The 19150-nt window shown below is 38.7% G+C and carries 20 protein-coding genes and 2 tRNA genes; 19 read left to right on the forward strand and 3 right to left on the reverse strand.

The genetic code is table 11. The features are described from left to right. Positions 1-24: 24 nt before the first annotated feature. The gene (locus tag EO117_RS05225; RefSeq protein ID WP_126939433.1) at positions 25-3033 is read left to right on the forward strand and encodes an AAA family ATPase; all 3009 of its coding nucleotides are present in this window, start codon (positions 25-27) and stop codon (positions 3031-3033) included. 22 nt (positions 3034-3055) lie between these two features. After that, entirely contained in the window at positions 3056-4357 is a 1302-nt protein-coding gene (locus EO117_RS05230; RefSeq protein WP_126939434.1) for a Na+/H+ antiporter family protein, read from the forward strand. Between the two features lie 409 nt (positions 4358-4766). Here EO117_RS05230 and EO117_RS05235 read toward each other — a convergent pair. Continuing rightward, positions 4767-4842 (reverse strand) — tRNA-Lys (locus EO117_RS05235). Between the two features lie 240 nt (positions 4843-5082). Here EO117_RS05235 and rpmG point away from each other — a divergent pair. The 13 genes from rpmG (at position 5083) to EO117_RS09200 (ending at position 12342) form a co-directional block, all read left to right on the forward strand. Further along, a complete protein-coding gene (gene rpmG / locus EO117_RS05240; protein ID WP_062401675.1) occupies positions 5083-5232 on the forward strand; it encodes a 50S ribosomal protein L33 in 150 nt (49 codons plus the stop codon). Positions 5233-5268: 36 nt separating this feature from the next. Continuing rightward, complete coding sequence (gene secE, locus EO117_RS05245) at positions 5269-5493, forward strand: preprotein translocase subunit SecE (RefSeq protein ID WP_126939435.1); 225 nt, start codon at positions 5269-5271, stop codon at positions 5491-5493. Positions 5494-5505: 12 nt separating this feature from the next. Further along, on the forward strand, positions 5506-6042 hold the full coding sequence (gene nusG / locus EO117_RS05250; RefSeq protein WP_126939436.1) for a transcription termination/antitermination protein NusG: 537 nt from the start codon (positions 5506-5508) through the stop codon (positions 6040-6042). A gap of 105 nt (positions 6043-6147) precedes the next feature. Further along, complete coding sequence (rplK, locus tag EO117_RS05255; RefSeq protein ID WP_062401677.1) at positions 6148-6573, forward strand: 50S ribosomal protein L11; 426 nt, start codon at positions 6148-6150, stop codon at positions 6571-6573. A gap of 71 nt (positions 6574-6644) precedes the next feature. Continuing rightward, positions 6645-7355, forward strand: a complete 711-nt coding sequence (rplA, locus tag EO117_RS05260; RefSeq protein WP_126939437.1) for a 50S ribosomal protein L1 — start codon at positions 6645-6647, stop codon at positions 7353-7355. A 181-nt stretch (positions 7356-7536) separates the two neighbouring features. Continuing rightward, the gene (rplJ, locus tag EO117_RS05265; RefSeq protein WP_126939438.1) at positions 7537-8040 is read left to right on the forward strand and encodes a 50S ribosomal protein L10; all 504 of its coding nucleotides are present in this window, start codon (positions 7537-7539) and stop codon (positions 8038-8040) included. A 52-nt stretch (positions 8041-8092) separates the two neighbouring features. Next, on the forward strand, positions 8093-8464 hold the full coding sequence (gene rplL, locus EO117_RS05270; RefSeq protein WP_126939439.1) for a 50S ribosomal protein L7/L12: 372 nt from the start codon (positions 8093-8095) through the stop codon (positions 8462-8464). A gap of 111 nt (positions 8465-8575) precedes the next feature. Continuing rightward, positions 8576-8938, forward strand: coding sequence for a hypothetical protein (locus EO117_RS05275; protein ID WP_126939440.1), 363 nt, complete (start codon positions 8576-8578; stop codon positions 8936-8938). A gap of 222 nt (positions 8939-9160) precedes the next feature. Further along, complete coding sequence (locus EO117_RS05280; protein ID WP_126939441.1) at positions 9161-9883, forward strand: YaaA family protein; 723 nt, start codon at positions 9161-9163, stop codon at positions 9881-9883. 187 nt (positions 9884-10070) lie between these two features. After that, entirely contained in the window at positions 10071-11183 is a 1113-nt protein-coding gene (gene hydE, locus EO117_RS05285) for a [FeFe] hydrogenase H-cluster radical SAM maturase HydE (RefSeq protein WP_126939442.1), read from the forward strand. Between the two features lie 10 nt (positions 11184-11193). Further along, positions 11194-11760: a carbonic anhydrase gene (locus EO117_RS05290; protein ID WP_126939443.1), complete on the forward strand. Its 567-nt coding sequence runs from the start codon at positions 11194-11196 to the stop codon at positions 11758-11760. A 50-nt stretch (positions 11761-11810) separates the two neighbouring features. Further along, positions 11811-11901: transfer RNA gene (locus tag EO117_RS05295), tRNA-Ser, on the forward strand. Between the two features lie 270 nt (positions 11902-12171). After that, the gene (locus tag EO117_RS09200) at positions 12172-12342 is read left to right on the forward strand and encodes a hypothetical protein (RefSeq protein WP_164727498.1); all 171 of its coding nucleotides are present in this window, start codon (positions 12172-12174) and stop codon (positions 12340-12342) included. Positions 12343-12447: 105 nt separating this feature from the next. Here EO117_RS09200 and EO117_RS05300 read toward each other — a convergent pair whose 3' ends face one another. Next, positions 12448-13122 (reverse strand): YigZ family protein, encoded by a 675-nt coding sequence (locus EO117_RS05300; RefSeq protein WP_126939444.1) that lies wholly within the window; start codon positions 13120-13122, stop codon positions 12448-12450. Between the two features lie 261 nt (positions 13123-13383). On the opposite strand from EO117_RS05300, the gene EO117_RS05305 reads away from it, so the two are divergent. Continuing rightward, positions 13384-15537, forward strand: a complete 2154-nt coding sequence (locus EO117_RS05305; RefSeq protein WP_126939445.1) for a cation-translocating P-type ATPase — start codon at positions 13384-13386, stop codon at positions 15535-15537. Between the two features lie 196 nt (positions 15538-15733). Here EO117_RS05305 and EO117_RS05310 read toward each other — a convergent pair whose 3' ends face one another. Further along, positions 15734-15922: a hypothetical protein gene (locus EO117_RS05310; protein ID WP_009353434.1), complete on the reverse strand. Its 189-nt coding sequence runs from the start codon at positions 15920-15922 to the stop codon at positions 15734-15736. A gap of 495 nt (positions 15923-16417) precedes the next feature. On the opposite strand from EO117_RS05310, the gene EO117_RS05315 reads away from it, so the two are divergent. The 3 genes from EO117_RS05315 (at position 16418) to ffh (ending at position 19140) form a co-directional block, all read left to right on the forward strand. Next, entirely contained in the window at positions 16418-17239 is an 822-nt protein-coding gene (locus tag EO117_RS05315) for a MerR family transcriptional regulator (protein ID WP_126939446.1), read from the forward strand. Between the two features lie 226 nt (positions 17240-17465). Then, entirely contained in the window at positions 17466-17789 is a 324-nt protein-coding gene (gene ylxM, locus EO117_RS05320; RefSeq protein ID WP_126939447.1) for a YlxM family DNA-binding protein, read from the forward strand. Between the two features lies 1 nt (position 17790). Beyond that, positions 17791-19140 carry a signal recognition particle protein gene (ffh, locus tag EO117_RS05325; protein WP_126939448.1) on the forward strand — a complete coding sequence of 450 codons (1350 nt, stop codon included), beginning with the start codon at positions 17791-17793 and terminating at the stop codon, positions 19138-19140. The last annotated feature ends 10 nt before the right edge of the window (positions 19141-19150 follow it).

Genomic DNA, 19150 nt, shown 5'->3' on the forward strand with positions numbered 1-19150 from the left:
TCGTAATGAAATGAAGGAAATCATATGGGGATAGAAATTCATTTATTAGGGACACCACGCATACAAGTAGATGGGCAAGATATCTTTTTTACCTATGGAAAAGTGCAAGCACTCATTTATTATATGGTGGTGAAAGGAGTGGCTCTCCGAGATGAAATCAGCGGTTTATTGTGGCCGGAAAAATCGGAGGGCAACGCCAGAAAAAACTTAAGAAATGCTATTTATGAGGCAAAAAAACTATTAGGAGCAGATGTATTTATATCGCCGAGGAATGCCGTATTACAGTGGAATCCCACAGCACATATCTATGTGGATGTACATCAGTTTCAAAGAAATCCTAAACAATATATAGATATTTATAGAGGTGAATTTTTACAAGGATTTTATGTAAAAGAGGCGAAAGCTTACGAAGATTGGTATTTAGGAGAGAGAAGTCGACTCAAATCTCTTTATATGGAGGCTGTATACGACCTTGTAGACGAGGGGATTGAAGAGAAAAATATCACTTGTATTGAAAGGTATATTCCGGTGTTGTTATCCTATGATCCTTATAATGAAGAACGGTTTAGTGCGATTTTAGAACTTCTTATGAGCCAAGGGTTCACAACTATGGGCAAACAGTTATACCAACAGTTACAATGTATGTATGCAGATGATTTAGATGAAAGTGTACCTGACCCTCTTCGAGAAGCCATGCATGTATCTAAAGCACAAAAACAAGAGGCTGTGTCCTTTGTAGAACATACCATGTTGAAAGGCCGTGATGCTGAGGCAGGCGAGGTACAGAAGTATTTGCACTACTTTGAAGATACTCCCGTAGCTTTGCGTATCACAGGAGATACGGGAAGCGGTAAAACGAGCCTCGTAAAATATATACGAGATAAAGTAGAGCCCTACCGATGTATGTTAGATAGCCAATGTTATGAAGAGGAACAAGGCTTGCTATTGCATGCGTGGATTCCTATTGTAGGAAAGATACTGGAAGAAATTGAATTACAAGGTCTGGAAAACATCGAATTACGGCGTATTTATGAAATCTTTCCACAGTTAGATCGACGTATGGTTCGAGACTTGGGCTTTTTAGAAGTAAAGGAAGCATTGCCTTTTGATGTAGTGTACCAAGCAGTATCAAATTTGCTAGAACAGGTGTCGGAAGAAATTCCTTTTACATTGATCTTTGAGGATGTGCAATGGATGGACTCTTTAAGTTTTTCTTTGTTGAGTTTATTGCTGTTACATCATAGTTCTGAACATCTCATGATAATTATCACTGACGTAGAGGAAGTAAAAGGCATGCATCAACGAACCTTGCAAAGTTTAGAACAGCAGAAAGCGTTGCAAAGTATTTCCTTGTTGCCTTTACCAGATGAACGGATGCGAGCTTTTATCTTAGACAGAGAACCTACGTTACAGGACACAGATATAGTGGATCAATTAGTGGAAGTCAGTCGAGGCAATCTGTTGGTGCTCATAGAAAGTATGCAACTATGGAAAGAATATGGTTCCATTTATGGTTTGACTAAAGATATGGAACTGCTCTATAGCAAGAAATGCGATACGTTATCTGAAGAAGAACGTAAATTGGCGGAGTTTATCAGTTTATTCTATAATGAAGCGCCATTAGGGATGATTGAACAATATATGGGTTTGGATAAATTGCGACTTTTACAAACCTTAGAGGAGTTGGAAAGAAAAGGATTTATTGATTACCGTACACAACATGGTGAAGTCCAATACAGTCTGCGCCAATATAAGTGCAAAGAGTATTTACGAGATCAAATGGCAGTGGATCGACGTAAAATTTTACATGCCTATTTGGGGGAATCCTGGGAAAAACGGTTAACTCACTCCAAAGAAGATATGATTCGCTATCAACAACTAGAGTTTCATTTCCGTGAGGCTGGGCAATACCAAAAAGCGTTAATGTATAAATTAAAATCTTTTATGCATTATTTAAACTTTAATAAAGATGCTTCTCCTGAACTGGGTGTAGGAGAGTTATCCTCTGTTTATGCAGGGTACTTTATGGGAGAAGTAACAGGGAAAGCATTGCAAGAAATAGAAGACGAGTTAGCGCATGTATATACATTGTATGGAGATGTGCCGGATGTGCGTGCTTTAGAGTTACCTTACCTATATGGAGCAGGTAAATACTATATGAGTATGGGTGATAAAGAACGAGGGATACGATACTTTCAAGAATTATTAGAAGAAAGTACGGAACAAGAGGCATCGAATTATAAGTTGGGAGCCTATAAAGAGATGATTTATTATCACTTACAAATGCGCCATGTTCTAGAAATTCACAAATATACGTCCAAGGCATTGGAGGTAGCAGAACAGTACCATTTCAAAAAAGAGATTGGTGTTATCCTACGCTTGAAAGCATTGGCTTTCATTATGGAAGGTCAGTCAGAACAGGCAATTCCCCTTCTAGAGGAATCCATACGATTATTCTCAGTCACCCAAACAGTGGCCCGTAGATATGCCATTAATATTGGAGCTGCCTATAACTACTTAGGGGATATTGAAAAAAGCCAGTCTAATCTAGAGAACGCACTAGAGATGTATCAAAAAGCATTGGATTATTGTGATAAAACGGAGCTATATAGTTCGTGGATTGTATTTGCTACCAATGCAGGTATGACAGCTTTTGCATTGCAACAATATGAATTAGCATCTACCTATTTTCAACAGTCCTATGAATTATGCTTACATTACACGATTAGTCGTCGAAGACCGACTATTGAGGCATACCTTGGTTTATTGGCTCAAATTAAAGGGGATATACATGTAGCTGTATCCTATCTGGAATCGGCTCAATCTCATGGTGTAGTAGAGCAACATGGACAAGAAGTAGGACGTGTGCATTGGGCGATATGTTTCCTCAAAACTGAATATCCGAGTGCAGAGGTGGACCAGGCGTTTTCTGAAAGCTTGACTACCTATGGTACAATAGCATTGCAACAATTAGATGGCTATGGAGATGTATGGGAACGGACGTACCTAACACAGTTGCTCCAAGCTAAGTAAGTACAAAAGAAGGAGATCCTCAATGGATATAGTGTTAAACCCCATAGTGTTATCAGTCATCGCTATGTCAATTTTATGTTTGCTACGATTTAACGTATTATTATCAGTTATCGTAGCTTCTTTGGTGGCAGGCTTGGCAGGAGGCATGACGGTAACCACCACGATTGAGTCGTTAATCGGTGGCATGGGTGGTAATTCAGAGACTGCATTTAGTTATATTTTGTTGGGCGCCTTAGCCATTGTCATAGGTCGTTCAGGGTTAGCTACAGTAGTCACTAAGAAGATTACGAATATTGTAGGTACAAAAAAAGTGGCATTTACGTTGCTCATCGCCTTTGTATCCTGCTTTTCACAAAATTTAATCCCTGTGCATATCGCTTTTATTCCTATCTTGATTCCTCCATTGTTAGTGGTCATGAACCGAATGAAATTGGACCGTAGAGCGGTGGCGTGTGCCTTAACATTTGGTCTGAAAGCTCCCTATGTGTCGTTGCCAGTTGGGTTCGGTTTATTGTTTATGACGATTATAAAAGACCAAATGGTAGCCAATGGAGTGAACGTATCTATCTCGGATATTGCCTCTGTGATGTGGATTGGCGGTATATCCATGATTGTAGGATTACTCCTTGCTATTGTGTACTATAGTCGAAACCGTGAGTATGAAGATATTGCGGTGGTGCACGAAGAATCTACAGAGGAAACTACACGTATGACGGCAGATTGTTGGAAAGGGTTAGCAGGAGCGGCTGTGGCTTTTGTGGCGCAGCTCTATTTTAAATCCTTGCCAATTGGTGCGCTGGCTGGTTTGGCAGTATTCTTTGCTACAGGGCTTATCAAATGGTCCAAAATGGATGAAGATGTAGATGGTGGTATTCGCATGATGGGAACCATTGCTTTTGTTATGTTAATTGCAGCAGGTTATGCGAATGTCTTGCGAGAAACAAACTCTGTAGAGCATTTAGTGTCAGCCACAGTATCTATTATCGATTCTAAACTAGTAGGTGCTATCATAATGCTTATCGTAGGATTGCTGATTACTATGGGTATCGGTACGTCTTTTGGTACCATTCCAGTTATTGCATCCATTTATATTCCTATGGGATTACATTTAGGCTTTTCTGTGCCGGCTATCATCTTATTGATCGGTATCGCAGCAGCCTTAGGTGATGCGGGCTCTCCTGCATCAGATTCTACATTAGGACCGACATCAGGACTCAATGCAGATGGACAACATAACCATATATGGGATACTTGTGTACCAACATTTATATTCTATGACATTACCTTGTTAGTAGGTGGTGTCGTAGGGGCACTAGTGTTATAAAGTAAAAGGACTGTAACTTAAGTAGAGGCACAGTCCTTTGTTGTATAAAATTAGTATAAGAATGATTGTGTTTCTGTTACAGATTGAGTGGAATAAAGAATAAGATGATATAAATAACAATTAGTTGAATAAAGCGATTAAAAAATATCCTAGTACAATAAGCATAATAATGAATAGAATTAAAGAAAAAATAAAAATGCCGATAGATTTGAATAACATAAATAGAGCATCGATGAAAGAGATAAGTGTGGATAGGAAAAATTTGAACATAAAGGATACTCCGTAAACTGCGTGCATTTTTCAAGAAATCAAGTAAGCTGGGGTCAAGCTGGGGTCAACTTGAAAAAATTGCACCAATCAATTTTAATGTAAAAAATAAAAGAACCGCACTGTAATGCGGTTCTAAGTGTGGTGGAACACCAGGGGTTCGAACCCTGGACCCTCTGATTAAGAGTCAGATGCTCTGCCAACTGAGCTAGTGTTCCATAGTACATTGTCAAGTATGCTCTTATTATAGACCCATCATTCAATTTTGTAAACGAAAAATTTATAATTTACATAGGTCACTACTTGCTATTTAAGGTGTTCTATGTAATAATAGAGAGGTCAGGAATTGCCTGGCTTTTTTAGATTGCATTTGACATAGGCTCCCACTTGTGGTAGTCTATATTGGTATGTTTATGAAGTAATAGCCGTCTAGGCACTTTAAAGAGAGGTGTGAACTGATGCGTAACGCAGTAACTATGGCTTGTACTGAATGCAAGCAACGTAACTATCAGACAAACAAAAACAAAAAAAATAACCCAGATCGTATTGAAATGAATAAATTCTGTAAATTCTGTGGTAAACACACGTTACACCGTGAAACAAAATAATTTTTAAATTATTTGTTGACATGAGGATATGATATCATGGCAGGAACTAATTCAAAAGCTCAAGCACAACAAAATAATAACGGTAAATTCGTTCGTGAAGTGCGCTCAGAGCTCAAGAAAGTAGTCTGGCCTACGAAAAAAGAACTTGTGAACTATACGATTGCAGTATTTGTAGCAGTAATTATTATTTCTGCTATTATTGGTATCGTTGACACAGTGTTTGCAGAACTTTTTAAATTGTTAAAGAGTGCTGTAAGGTAGGAGGCCTTTTTGATGGGAACAGATAAAAAGTGGTATGTCTTACATACTTACTCAGGCTACGAAAACAAAGTAAAAACCACCTTGGAGTTGAAAGTCCAAGCTATGGGAATGGAAGATGTGATTTCACGCATCTTAATTCCTATGGAAGATGAAATCGACGAAAAGAATGGTGTAAAAAAAGTAGTAAAACGCAAAGTCTTTCCAGGCTATGTGCTGGTAGAAATGGAAGTAAATGACGAATCTTGGTATGTGGTGCGTAATACACCAGGAGTTACAGGATTTGTTGGTTCTGTAACAAAACCGGTGCCACTATCTGATTCTGAAGTAGCTTATATCTTGAAGTCTCAAGGTTTGGATCAAGAACCAGTACAAACTCTTGATGTTGAAGTAGGAGAAACTGTCCGAATTACATCCGGTGCCTTTGAAGATAGAACAGGCGTTATTACTGAAATCAACCACGATCATGCAAAACTACGTTTGAATGTAGAGATGTTTAATCGTGAAACCCCAGTAGAGGTAGAATATTCTCAAGTTGAGAAAATTCTTTAATATACTATATAACTCTAACCTTTTTAGGCGGCCGGGAGGTTGCCAGTGGGAGGGGCAATTTCGCTCCGTTACCACCACATTTTGACGCAAGGAGGTGTAATCACCATGGCTAAAAAAGTTAGTAAAGTTGTGAAATTACAGTGCGAGGCTGGTAAAGCGAGCCCAGCGCCACCGATTGGTCCAGCTTTGGGTCAAGCAGGTGTTAACATCATGGGCTTCGTTAAAGAATTTAACGAAAGAACAGCTCAACAAGCTGGTCTTATCATCCCAGTTGTTATTACTGTATACGAAGATAGAAGCTTCACTTTCATCACAAAAACTCCACCAGCTGCAGTTTTATTGAAAAAAGCAGCAGGTATCCCAAAAGGATCTGGAGTACCTAACCGTGATAAAGTAGCTAAAGTTGGTCGCGATAAAGTTCGTGAAATCGCTGAACTTAAAATGCCTGACTTAAATGCTAACACTGTTGAGCAAGCTATGCGTATGGTAGAAGGTACTGCACGCAGCATGGGCATTGAAATCGTTGATTAATTAGCGTACGGTATGTGACTCACATATCGGTGGGAGGGACATCCCGTTACACCACATAAGGAGGAATAAAAATGGCAAAAGTAGGTAAGAAATATGCTGAAGCAGTAAAACTTATCGAAGCAGATAAATTCTACGAACCAGTAGAAGGTATTGAATTAGTTAAGAAAACTGCCACTGCAAAATTCGACGAAACAATCGAAATCGCTTTCAATTTGAACGTCGATCCTAAATACGCTGATCAACAAGTTCGTGGTGCCGTTGTATTACCACATGGTACAGGTAAAACTCAACGCGTACTCGTATTTGCGAAAGGCGACAAAATTAAAGAAGCTGAGGATGCTGGCGCAGATATCGTTGGTTCCGAAGAATTAGTAGCAAAAGTACAAGGTGGTTTCAGCGACTTTGACGTTGTTGTAGCTACTCCTGACATGATGGGCCAAGTTGGTCGTTTAGGTAAAATTTTAGGTCCTAAAGGCTTAATGCCAAACCCTAAAGTTGGTACTGTAACACCTGATGTAGCTCGTGCTGTTAGTGAAATTAAAGCAGGTAAAATCGAATACCGTACAGACAAAGCTGGTATCATTGCTTGTCCTATCGGTAAAGCATCTTTCGACGATGCGAAATTACTTGACAATTTCCGTACAATCGTTGATACTATTGTTAAAGCTAAACCTGCAGCAGCTAAAGGTCAATACATTAAAACTGTGACACTTAGCTCCACTATGGGTCCTGGCGTTCCTATGAACGTGTTTAAATTAACAAGCACTAACAAGGAACAATAATTATATATGTTCTCTTAGCTGTAGACGGCTGGCATCATTTGATTTAATGAGGAAACTCGCCCGCTGAGGCTGAATCCAATCTATTATGGAATGGTTCTCGACCTCAACGTCTTCGTTGAGGTCGTTTTTACGCTAAGATAGTACATAGAAAATCACCAAAAATCTACAAGGAGGTATTCTAATGGCTGTCACTCAACAAAAACAAGCAGTTGTAGCTCAAATGAAAGAAACTCTTTCTCAAGCGAAAGGTGCTGTATTAGTTGGTTATAGCGGTTTGACTGTTGCTCAAGTAACAGATCTTCGTCGTAAATTCTTGGCTGAAGGTGTGGAATACAAAGTAATTAAAAATACTTTGACTCGCATTGCTGCTAACGAATTAGGCTACGAAGCTTTCTCTGAGCATTTAGAAGGTCCTACTGCATTAGCAACTTCTAGCACAGACGCTGTAGCTCCAGCTCGTATTCTTGAAAACTTCATTAAAGACACAAAAACTGAAGCTTTAACTGTTAAAGCTGGTATTGTGGAAGGTGAAGTTCTTGATGCTGCAAAAGTACAAGAAATTGCAAACTTGCCGAACCGCGAAGGTATGCTTTCCATGCTTCTTTCCGTGCTTCAAGCTCCAGTTCGCAATGTAGCGTACGCAGTAAAAGCTGTTGCGGAAGCAAAAGACGAAACTGTTGCATAATAGCAACACAATTAACTAAGATAACATATATCAAAAATGGAGGATATCAATCATGGCATTGAACATCGAAAACATCGTTGCTGAATTAGAAAATGCAACTATTTTAGAACTTAACGATCTTGTAAAAGCAATCGAAGACAAATTCGGCGTAACTGCTGCTGCTCCTGTAGCTGTAGCTGCTGCTGGTGCTGCTGCTGGTGGCGCTGAAGCTAAATCCGAATTCGACGTAATTCTTAAAGACGCTGGTGCTTCCAAAATCAACGTAATCAAAGTTGTACGTGAAGCTACTGGTTTAGGCTTAAAAGAAGCTAAAGCTATCGTTGACGGCGCTCCTGCTCCTGTAAAAGAAGGCGTAGCTGCTGCTGACGCTGAAGCTTTAAAAGCTAAATTAGAAGAAGCTGGCGCATCTGTAGAATTGAAATAATTCTAAAGCAATTAAAAGCCCCCTTGAACATTCGTGTTCGAGGGGTTTTTATGCTATAATACACTTGTTAGATTAATTCCAAGTTGTAGAAAATTATAGGGAGGGAATTAAATGGTTGTATTATTAAATATCATTTGGTTTATTGTTGCATTTATATTTAATGGGGTTTTACTAGATCAATTTTATCAAGGTGTATATCGCGTTACTCACTTTTCTGAATATTTGGCACTAGATATTTTTTCATCTATGATAATGTTAATTCCAGCGAATATTGCTCATAGAAAAGGTAGATCGTTTAGTTTATTTGCTATTTACGGAATATTGTTATGGATAGTTGCTATTATACATTCTATTATGATGTCTTCTGATAAGGTTAAGGCAGATCCAAACAAATATAAGTCCTGCCCATATTGTGGAGAAACAGTACTTAAAGTTGCTACAAAATGTAAACATTGCCATGAAATGCTTGAATAAAAATTTGCAAAAGATATTAACTGACGTGTTAATAAAAAGACGGGTATTGTGCCCGTCTTTTTATATTAAAACTCTTCGATATATGGTATACTTTACAGGTATGATATAATATAAAATCTATGGTGAGGGCTATGGGTACGTTTGGTAGTGCAAGTAGGTATTGTCCTCTTAGTAGATATGCTATATATAATGAAGATAATTGTAATCGAGTAGAGTAATATTATGAAACTAATTATATCTCCTAGTAAAACAAAAGTTATAAAAGGCACTCCTAGTGCACCTCAGTATGCACCGCATATGACGGAACAGATTGTGCAGCATATGCAAGGTATATCAAAAGAAGCGCTAGGTAAGGCTTTAAAAATAAAAGACATAGTTCTAGATGAAGTATATGCTTTTTATCAAAATTATGATAAAGAAGTAGAAGGTATGGCGGCACTCAGTTATGATGGGTTGTCATTTAAAAAGTTTGATTATGATGGGCTTTCAGAGGAAGGAAAAACATTCGCCAATACCCACGTATGGATTGGGTCTGCCTTGTATGGATTGGTAGCGCCTAACAGCGGTATTAAAGGGTATCGCTTGGACTTAATCGATCCTGTGCTAAAGGAAAAGAAAACAAACCTCTATGAATGGTGGCAACCCTTAGTAGATGCTGCTGTAGCTGAGGAAGATTGGATTCTAAACTTGGCATCCAAGGAATATTCTAAATGGATTAATCATCCTAAGATGATAACTATAGAATTTTTAGAGCATCGTAATGGTGTATGGAAGCAACTTAGTACATCGTCAAAACAGATGCGTGGTTCATTGGCACATTTTATCTGTGAGCATCAAATTATTGAACTTTCAGAACTGCCAACGGAGTTGAAAGGGTTTGTCTTAGACCCTTTTCCAGAAAATATAGATATATCTTTTACCATTGCCTATCGTAAGCAAGTTTAAATAGGTATGGAGTGGTGTAGAAGCTTAGGGTACTTATCGTATATAGAGTGCAGGCTTGGAAGTACATAGTAGGTACATATTGTATGTGAATATAGTGTGTAAGACATATAGCGGTCTCTATAGATGTATTAGTATATATTGTATATAATAAATAGACATTTTAGTGAGATATCGCAACTGAGGAAATATGACAGTAGATAGCATTTTAAAGAAAGATCTTGTCGGAGATGAGTGGTTAACGGAAGAGGAATTGCGATTCCTCATGACCATTACCGATGAAGGTGAATTACAAAAAATATATAAAAAAGCTTATGAGGTAAAAGCTGCTTATGTAGATAAAGTAGCGTATTACCGTGGACTCATCGAATTTTCAAATCGTTGTATCAAAAACTGTTTATATTGTGGTATCCGCCATGAAAACAGTAAGACAGAACGATTTGATATGTCTCGTGATGATGTACTTAAAATGGCAAAATGGGCCTATGATCATGAATATGGATCTTTGACCTTGCAATCTGGAGAACGTACGGATGATGCCTTTGTAGAGTATGTAGTGGAACTTATCCGAGATATTAAAAAGTTAAGCAACAATGAGCTAGGAATTACCATGTGCGTAGGAGAACAATCGGAAGAGGCATACAGACGTATGCGAGAGGCTGGTGCAGACCGCTATCTTCTTCGTATTGAAACGACGAATAAGAACTTGTTTGAGATGATTCATCCTAAGGATGCTTTGCACTCTTTTGAGACCCGTGTGAATTGCTTGAAAGCTTTACGCAAGGTGGGTTTCCAAGTCGGTACAGGTGTTATGATCGGGCTGCCAGGGCAAACATTAGATGATCTAGTGAATGATATTTTATTCTATCGTGACATGGATATCGATATGATTGGTATGGGACCGTATGTGGTGCATCATGATACACCATTGGGCCAACGTGCCTTAGAGTTAGGTATTGATTCACAAGAGGGAAAATTGGAACGAGTTCAGTTAGGCTTAAAAATGATAGCTTTAACACGTTTATTCCTGAAAGATGTCAATATTGCAGCTACAACAGCACTACAAGCCTTAGATAAATTAGGCCGTGAAAAAGGTTTGGCGGCGGGAGCTAATATTTTGATGCCTATCATTACGGTACCAGAGCATCGTGCAAAATATTTGTTGTATGATAATAAACCATGTGTAGATGACAATGCGGACCAATGCAAAGAATGTTTGACACGTCGTGTTATGTCTATTGGTGATCGTGTAGGCTGGAAACAACAAGGTAATTCACAACATTATAAAAAGCGTATACGATAAGAGGTGAATGATGAACTTATTAAATGAAATATTACGACATAATCGAGAATTTTTGGAAAGTAGCGTCCAAGAACATGGGGATACACCACCAACAGTAAGTAAGGTACCAACCCGTGAAATTGCAATTCTTACCTGTATGGATACGCGACTGGTGAATTTTATGGAGCAAGCCCTAGGTATTGAACGGGGACATGCAAAGGTGATAAAATCAGCAGGTAACTCTATCTCTGGTATGTTTGATAGCGTGGTGCGTAGTTTATTGGTTAGCATTTACGAATTAGGCGTATCTGAAATCTTTGTTATCGGCCATTATGAGTGCGGTATGGCGAAAACCACTTCTGAAAGTTTAACTAAAGCGATGTTATCTCGTGGTGTAGTGCCAGAGGCAATTCAAATGGTGCGTCATGAATTAGAGCATTGGGCAGATGGTTTTTCTCATCCGGTAGATAATGTACAAGAAACAGTGAGTATGCTTCGTATGAACCCGTTAATTCCCAAAGATGTGGCGGTTCATGGGTTAATGATACATCCTAATTCTGGTGAAGTAGAAGTTGTAGAAGTCGGCTATGAATTATAAAAAATAATTGACAAATAGAGTCTATTTATGGTATCTTAATAAGGTATCATGGAGGATTACTCAAGAGGCTGAAGAGGACGGTTTGCTAAATCGTTAGGTCGGGTTACCGGCGCTAGGGTTCGAATCCCTAATCCTCCGCCACAGACAAGAGCACATATGTTAGCATGTGTGCTCTTTTGTTTTCACTGCAGCCAAAAATCGTCAAATAAACGTCAAAAAGTTATAGATAGTATGCATACTAGTTATAATTAAATATGATTTAATAAAAATACTATAAAAAGTATTATAAAAAATAGTTTATGGGATAATAACTATCTGTTATTTCACAAAGAGCTTAGACTTTTGTATACTACAAACATGAAATAAAAGATATTACTGTTGAAGGTTAAGAAGCTGGAAAGGAAGAATAAAATGAGTATTGTAAAAACATGGATAGAAAATTTAAAAGAACATCGTTTAGAAGCATGTGAAGCAAGTCAATGTAAAGATAATAGCATTAAAGGCTGGCCACATCCTTGGACTTCTGAATTACAAGATGAAGAAGTTGTAGAAGTATTTGTAGCAGAATGCTGCAACAATTAAATTAGTGTACTTTCCCTTTATATAGAGGACTCCAACAAGAAGCACAAAAAACCACGGTGAAGGAAGACACCGTGGTTTTTTGTTGCTCTTTTGGATAATCCCATATCATTTGTTCATCAGAGTTGAATCAGAAATATCAGCAATATATGGCAATTCTACCATACGAACTTCTTGCAATTGCCAAGTTATATTACCACCAGTTAGATTTGTCAAATCTGTTTCGAGGATGGTCACATTTTCCGGCTCTACATAGATTTCGATAGATACTAGATCTGTGAAGGAAGCTGTATAGTGAAGTCCTAATGTTTGCAATTGTCTTTCGATGGTACCAAAGTTGGAATAGTCAATGGAGATAGTTATCACTTGACGAGGTGCAATGAGTAGTTTAGGACCTTCTTGGACAGCTTTGGCTGCACTATGGGAGTAGGCACGAATGAGACCCCCTGCACCTAACTTAATACCTCCAAAATAGCGAGTCACTACGACCGCCACGTTGGTGAGCCCTGTTTTTTTTAACACTTCTAACATTGGTTTTCCTGCCGTACCTGAAGGCTCTCCGTTGTCAGAGGATCGCTGTTGTTCTTGGCGGGGACCGATGACATAAGCTGTACAGTTGTGAGTCGCATCCCAAAATTTTTTGGATGTACGTTGGATGAAAGCTTGTGCCTCAGCTTCAGTACTAACAGGTGCGATAGTGGAAATGAAACGCGACTTTTCTATGATATATTCTGTTCTAAATTCATTGGCTATGGTGATATAAGATTGTGGAATGTCCGACATAAGAACTCCTGGGTATGAACAATAAAAATTAGTTTACAAGTCTTGTATATCTATAGTATAACATAAGTTAGTATTATGCCGTTGGTTATAAAGTATGGTCTTTAAAAGGCACAGTAAAATAGCTTGTATTAACATGTTTGGTTAGCCAGCCCATAGCAATCAAATTCGTATATGGTATATACTAGAAAAAAGATAGGATATATGTTAATATATTCATATCAAGGAATTTTCAGATACATGTATATATCATGAGGGGGAACAATGCACAAAGAAGAATTTTCTATTACAGGCATGCACTGTGCTGCTTGCGTAGGGCGTGTAGAAAAAGCAGTTAGCAAATTAGATGGTGTAGAAGATGTGAAAGTCAATTTGCTCACCAATAAAGGAAGCGTAACGTATACAGAAGATAGCACAATAGGTGCTACAGAAGTCATCGCAGCCATTGAAAAAATAGGCTTTGGTGCGCATGTGGCTGCGGATGAAGGCGTGATAGTAGAACCGCCATCTCATAAAAAACAATATATACGACTAGGCGTGGCAGCGCTCATGTCTATCCCTATGATGGTATCCATGGTGGGACACTATCTATGGCATTGGCCTATGTTGTCTCATGAGATTGAATTGGTGTTAGCTACGATTGCTCAATTTGGTACAGGTTGGATTTTTTACACGGGTGCTTTTGCGGCAATTCGGAGTGGTACACTCACTATGGATGTACTAGTAGCATTGGGGACTTCTGTAGCCTATGGATTTAGTATTTATCAAATGGCGGTAGGGAATAATGAACTCTATTTTGAAACCTCTGCGTGGCTTATTACATTTATTTTGCTAGGTAAATTATTAGAGGATATCGCTAAGGGCCGTACGTCTGAGGCCATTCAAAAATTAGTGGCATTACAACCTAGCGTGGCCCATGTGGAACGCAATGGGGAGTGGATGGACATTCCTACGAAGGAGATTGTCGTAGGTGACAAGATCCAAGTGCGGGCCGGAGAAAAAGTACCAGTAGATGGAATTATTTTAGAAGGTCATTCCACAGTGGATGAGGCTATGTTGACAGGTGAAAGCGTACCTGTAGAAAAAGGTCAGTCTAGTCAAGTCATAGGCGCTACAGTTAACATGTCGGGCACATTTATTATGAAAGCCACTGCTATTGGGGGGGAAACTATGTTATCCCAAATCATCAAAGTAGTGGAACAAGCGCAAGCATCCAAAGCGAGCATTCAGCGTATCGCAGATGTGGTAGCATCTTATTTTGTGCCGGTAGTCATCGGTATTGCCATTCTTACCATGATTATTTGGTATTTTACATTAGGATCTACGGTAGGAGAAGCTTTATTATATGGCACAGCTGTGCTTGTAATTGCCTGCCCATGCGCCTTGGGATTGGCGACACCTACATCCATCATGGTAGGTTCAGGCCTTGGAGCAGAACATGGTGTGCTTATTAAAAGCGCAGAATTTTTAGAAAAAGCAGGTCATATCAATGCCATCATCATGGATAAAACGGGGACTTTAACAGAAGGAAAGCTATCTGTTACGAAAGTGATACATACAGCAGGTGATGAAATGTATAACTTAGCTTTCACAGTGAATCTGGAAAAAGGATCCACCCATCCCATTGCACAAGCTATTGCTGCATATGGCGCTAGCAAAGGGGTGCCACAGATGAGCGTGAAAGATTTCCAAGACATTCCTGGAAAAGGGCTAGAAGGATGCATAGCTGGTAAACTTGTAAAAGTTGGTCATACTCGATGGATGCAAGAACTAGGTGTTGATATCACGCCATGGCAAGCGGAGATTCACAGACTGGAAGAACAAGGCAATTCTGTATCCGTCTTGTTAGTAGACGGCACAGTACACGGTATTTGGGCTGTAGCAGATACATTGCGTCCAGAAACTCCTGAGGTTGTAAAGGCTTTACAAGAGCAAGGCATCGATGTGTGGATGGTCACAGGAGACAATGCGCGCACAGCGAACTATATAGCTGCCCAAGCAGGAATTACTCACGTAGTAGCGGAAGTACTGCCACAAGATAAAGCAAATACCATCGCCACATTACAAAGTCAAGGAAAATCCGTTGGCATGGTGGGAGATGGTATCAATGATGCGCCAGCGTTAGCGCTAGCAGATATTGGATTTGGTATCGGTCATGGTACGGACGTAGCTATTGAGGCGGCGGATATCGTATTAGTGCGAAATGATTTGCGCACCTTAGTACAAGCCGTGACGATTAGTCGTAAAACGATGACAAATATTAAACAAAATTTATTCTGGGCATTGATCTTTAACTGCATCGGTATTCCATTGGCAGCCATAGGGTATTTGAGCCCCATCATTGCCGGAACCGCCATGGCATTCAGCTCTGTTACGGTGGTGAGCAATGCATTGCGATTAAAACGCGCGCACATATAAATTAATTTTACATTTGCGATTCCTAGACCTTTAATAGGTAGAGGTCTAGGAATCTAGTGATGAAACTGTTAATTAGATATAAAAATAGAACCCCAACTCAAGGGAAGAAGAGTTGGGGTTTTGTATTGGACTGAGTCCTATCTATTTCACTCAAAGGTTGGGGTATATTCTAATCGTATGGGCGTACGTATTCGAATCAACCTTTTTTGTGCTTACATTTACCAGCTGTGTTGCCGCTCATAATGCGGTTGAACATAGCATGGATTTCCTCGGAAGATTGACCTTCTTCACGAGCTGCTTCAATATGACGCATTGCCATATCGTAGCGTGCTAATTTTTCTGGATCGTTCGCGTAGAATTCGCGACCTTTGTGTCCACATGCCATAGGATAGCCTCCTTATACAATATGTTGATACTTATAAACTTGCTCATTGAGGTAGACTGTACATGAAGTACCTAACCTCTGTTATTATAATAAAGTATATGGTTGTGGTGGAGTCAATAAATAAAAATAATTATTTTTGAAATTTTACATACCTATGGTTAACCATTGATAGTATGAGGTTTATAGGATTTAAAAGTTTCTGTGCTGATTTGTTTTGTGAGAATTAATTTAATAATATACAAAAATACATAAATGAAACTTAATATGTTGAAAAGCCCATTGTTATGCTATAGTATAAGTGTGGCTAAAACTATATACCCATAGTTTAGTTTTGTGAAATAATTATGTATTATACGAAATGAAACGATAGAAGTATGATAAATATTACAGATAGTACAGAGATTGCAAATATTGTATACGTATTACCAGTAATATGAGCATTATAGGGTTAAATATGTTAAACCTGTTAGAAATACAGTAGAAGGGATAGTATCTATGCGAGATATTTATATGACTATTGGGGATGTGTCAAAGATTTATGGCATATCAAAACAAACTATTTTATATTATGAAAAATTAGGATTGTTTCCTTCTGCAAAAATTGAAGAGAATGGATACCGCTATTATACAATAGAAGAATGCTATCGATTAGAGATCATTTTGACTCTGAAAAAATTGAATCTATCCCTAAAAGATATTCAAGATTATGTGGAACATCGAGGGGCGCATATGCTGAAAGCCTTATTAGAAGATGCGCGGCATGGATTTGATCGAGAAATTAATGATTTATATACAAATAAAATGAATTTAGAGAGAACCTTATTTAATTTAGAACGATACCTAAAAGTTCCGCAAAATCGTTTATTCTTTGGCATGAAAGAAGAATCTTTCTATGCACTAACTTCTTATGATGCATCGGAACAAGGAAAGAAAAAACTATTTACCCTATTAGGGCATCAAGCACAGCTATTGCAAGATATGTCTTTCAAAGCCATTCAAATCGGTATGGCTATAAATGGTGCAGATTATGAACGAGGGGATATCATAAAGTATAGTCATTATTGCACTGATGTGGGATTTGATTATGAAGGGGATATGGACATCGTCACTCGTCCTAGAGGGATGTACTTAGAAATGTTTTATACAGGGCTCTATGAAGAACAAGCGCAGTGGATGTACGACAAGGTTAGCAGTTACTTAGCCTATGAAGGATTGCAAATTGCAGGTTCCGTATATATAGAACCAGTACGGAATTATTGGACAGAGACAAAACGTGAAGACTATTTATCTAAAATTACAGTACCTGTTGAGGAATAGGTAAAACATGTATGCTGGAAAATTGGAAAAAAAATATAAAAATGAGTTACCATAAGACGCGATGCAGTACAAAATATTATAAGATGTTGTGGTATAGATTATTTTGTGTGTAAAGGAAATTCCCTTTACAACTATTGACAAGTCACCAAAATATTGGTAGTATAGGGTGTAAATATTTTTTGCTTGACAGATGATACTTTCAGAGCACATGTCGAAGGAGGGAACCATGGAAGAACGAATGACAATTAGTTTGTTATTAGATTTTTATGGATCTTTGCTGACGGAGCGCCAACGAGAGTGTTATGCTTTGCATCATGAAGATGATATGTCATTAGGTGAAATTGCAGAAGAATTGAGCATCTCCAGACAAGCCGTCCACGATAATATTGAACGAGCGAAGTCTAGTATGGAAGCCTATGAACAGAAATTACATCTGATTGAACAATATTTACTACGGCAAAACATTGTGAAGGAACTGAAAGAACAATTAGGCCCCGTCACAGCTACATCGAAATCGATTCAGTCATTATTAACACAATTGGAGGGCTAGTATGGCTTTTGAAAATTTAACGCATAAATTGCAAGAAGCCTTTGCATCCTTAAAGGGAAAAGGTAAAATTTCTGAAGATGATGTCAATCTAGCGTTACGACAAGTTCGTTTTGCCTTGTTAGAAGCAGACGTAAACTTTGCAGTAGCGAAAGGCTTTATTACCCGTATTAAGGACAAAGCCTTGGGAGAAGAAGTATTTGGCTCTTTGAACCCAGCGCAAACGGTTATTAAAATTGTGAATGACGAATTGACCGAGTTATTAGGCGGCACTGAAAGTCGTATCATGATTTCTCCCAAAGCACCGACTATCATTATGTTGGTAGGCTTGCAAGGGGCAGGTAAAACGACTACGGCCGGCAAGTTGTCTGTACATCTTCGTAAACAAGGTAAGAATCCTATGCTAGTAGCAGCCGATGTGTATCGTCCAGCAGCAATTAAGCAATTGCAAGTGGTAGGTGCTCAAATCGATATTCCTGTATTCGCGAATGAAACACCGGGTGCGAATCCAGTAGAGATTGCGAAAGCAGGTATTGAAGAAGCGAAACGCCTATTCAAAGACATTGTCATCATCGATACAGCAGGTCGCTTGGCCATTGATGAAACCTTGATGGATGAATTGGCTAATATCAAGCGTGAGGTAAAACCTCATGAAATCTTGCTAGTAGTAGATGCTATGATTGGTCAAGATGCAGTAGGTACAGCAGAAGCATTTAATAATTACTTAGGTCTAGATGGTGTCATTTTGACGAAAATGGATGGCGATGCCCGTGGTGGCGCAGCCCTTTCTATTAAAGCAGTGACAGGAACACCAATTAAGTTTACAGGTACTAGTGAAAAGATGGACGGCTTAGAAGTATTCCATCCGGATCGCATGGCATCTCGTATTCTTGATTTAGGCGATTTCAAAACATTGATTGAAAATGTGCAAAGTTCTATCGATGAAGAAGAAGCGAAAAAAATGGCTGAAAAAATGGCTAAAAATAGCTTTACCTTAGATGATTTCTTAGCACAAATGAACCAAATTCGCAAATTGGGTCCTTTGCAAAACTTATTGGGCATGTTGCCTGGTATGGGTAAATTGAAAGACCAGTTAGCTGGCTTTGACTTAGATAATAAAGAAGTACGTCAAATTGAGGCTATTATCAAATCTATGACGATGGCGGAACGTACGGATCCTAATATATTGAATGGTTCTCGCCGTAAACGTATTGCGGCAGGTTCCGGCACTACAGTGCAACGAGTGAATCAATTGATCAAACAATTTGAAGAGGCTCGTAAATTTATGAAACAGATGCAGTCTATGAGCAAAGGTAAGAAGGGTATGTTCCCTAAATTACCGTTCATGGGATAATATTCTATTT

This window comes from Veillonella sp. VA142 (genome assembly GCF_003992135.1).
Taxonomy (GTDB): domain Bacteria; phylum Bacillota; class Negativicutes; order Veillonellales; family Veillonellaceae; genus F0422.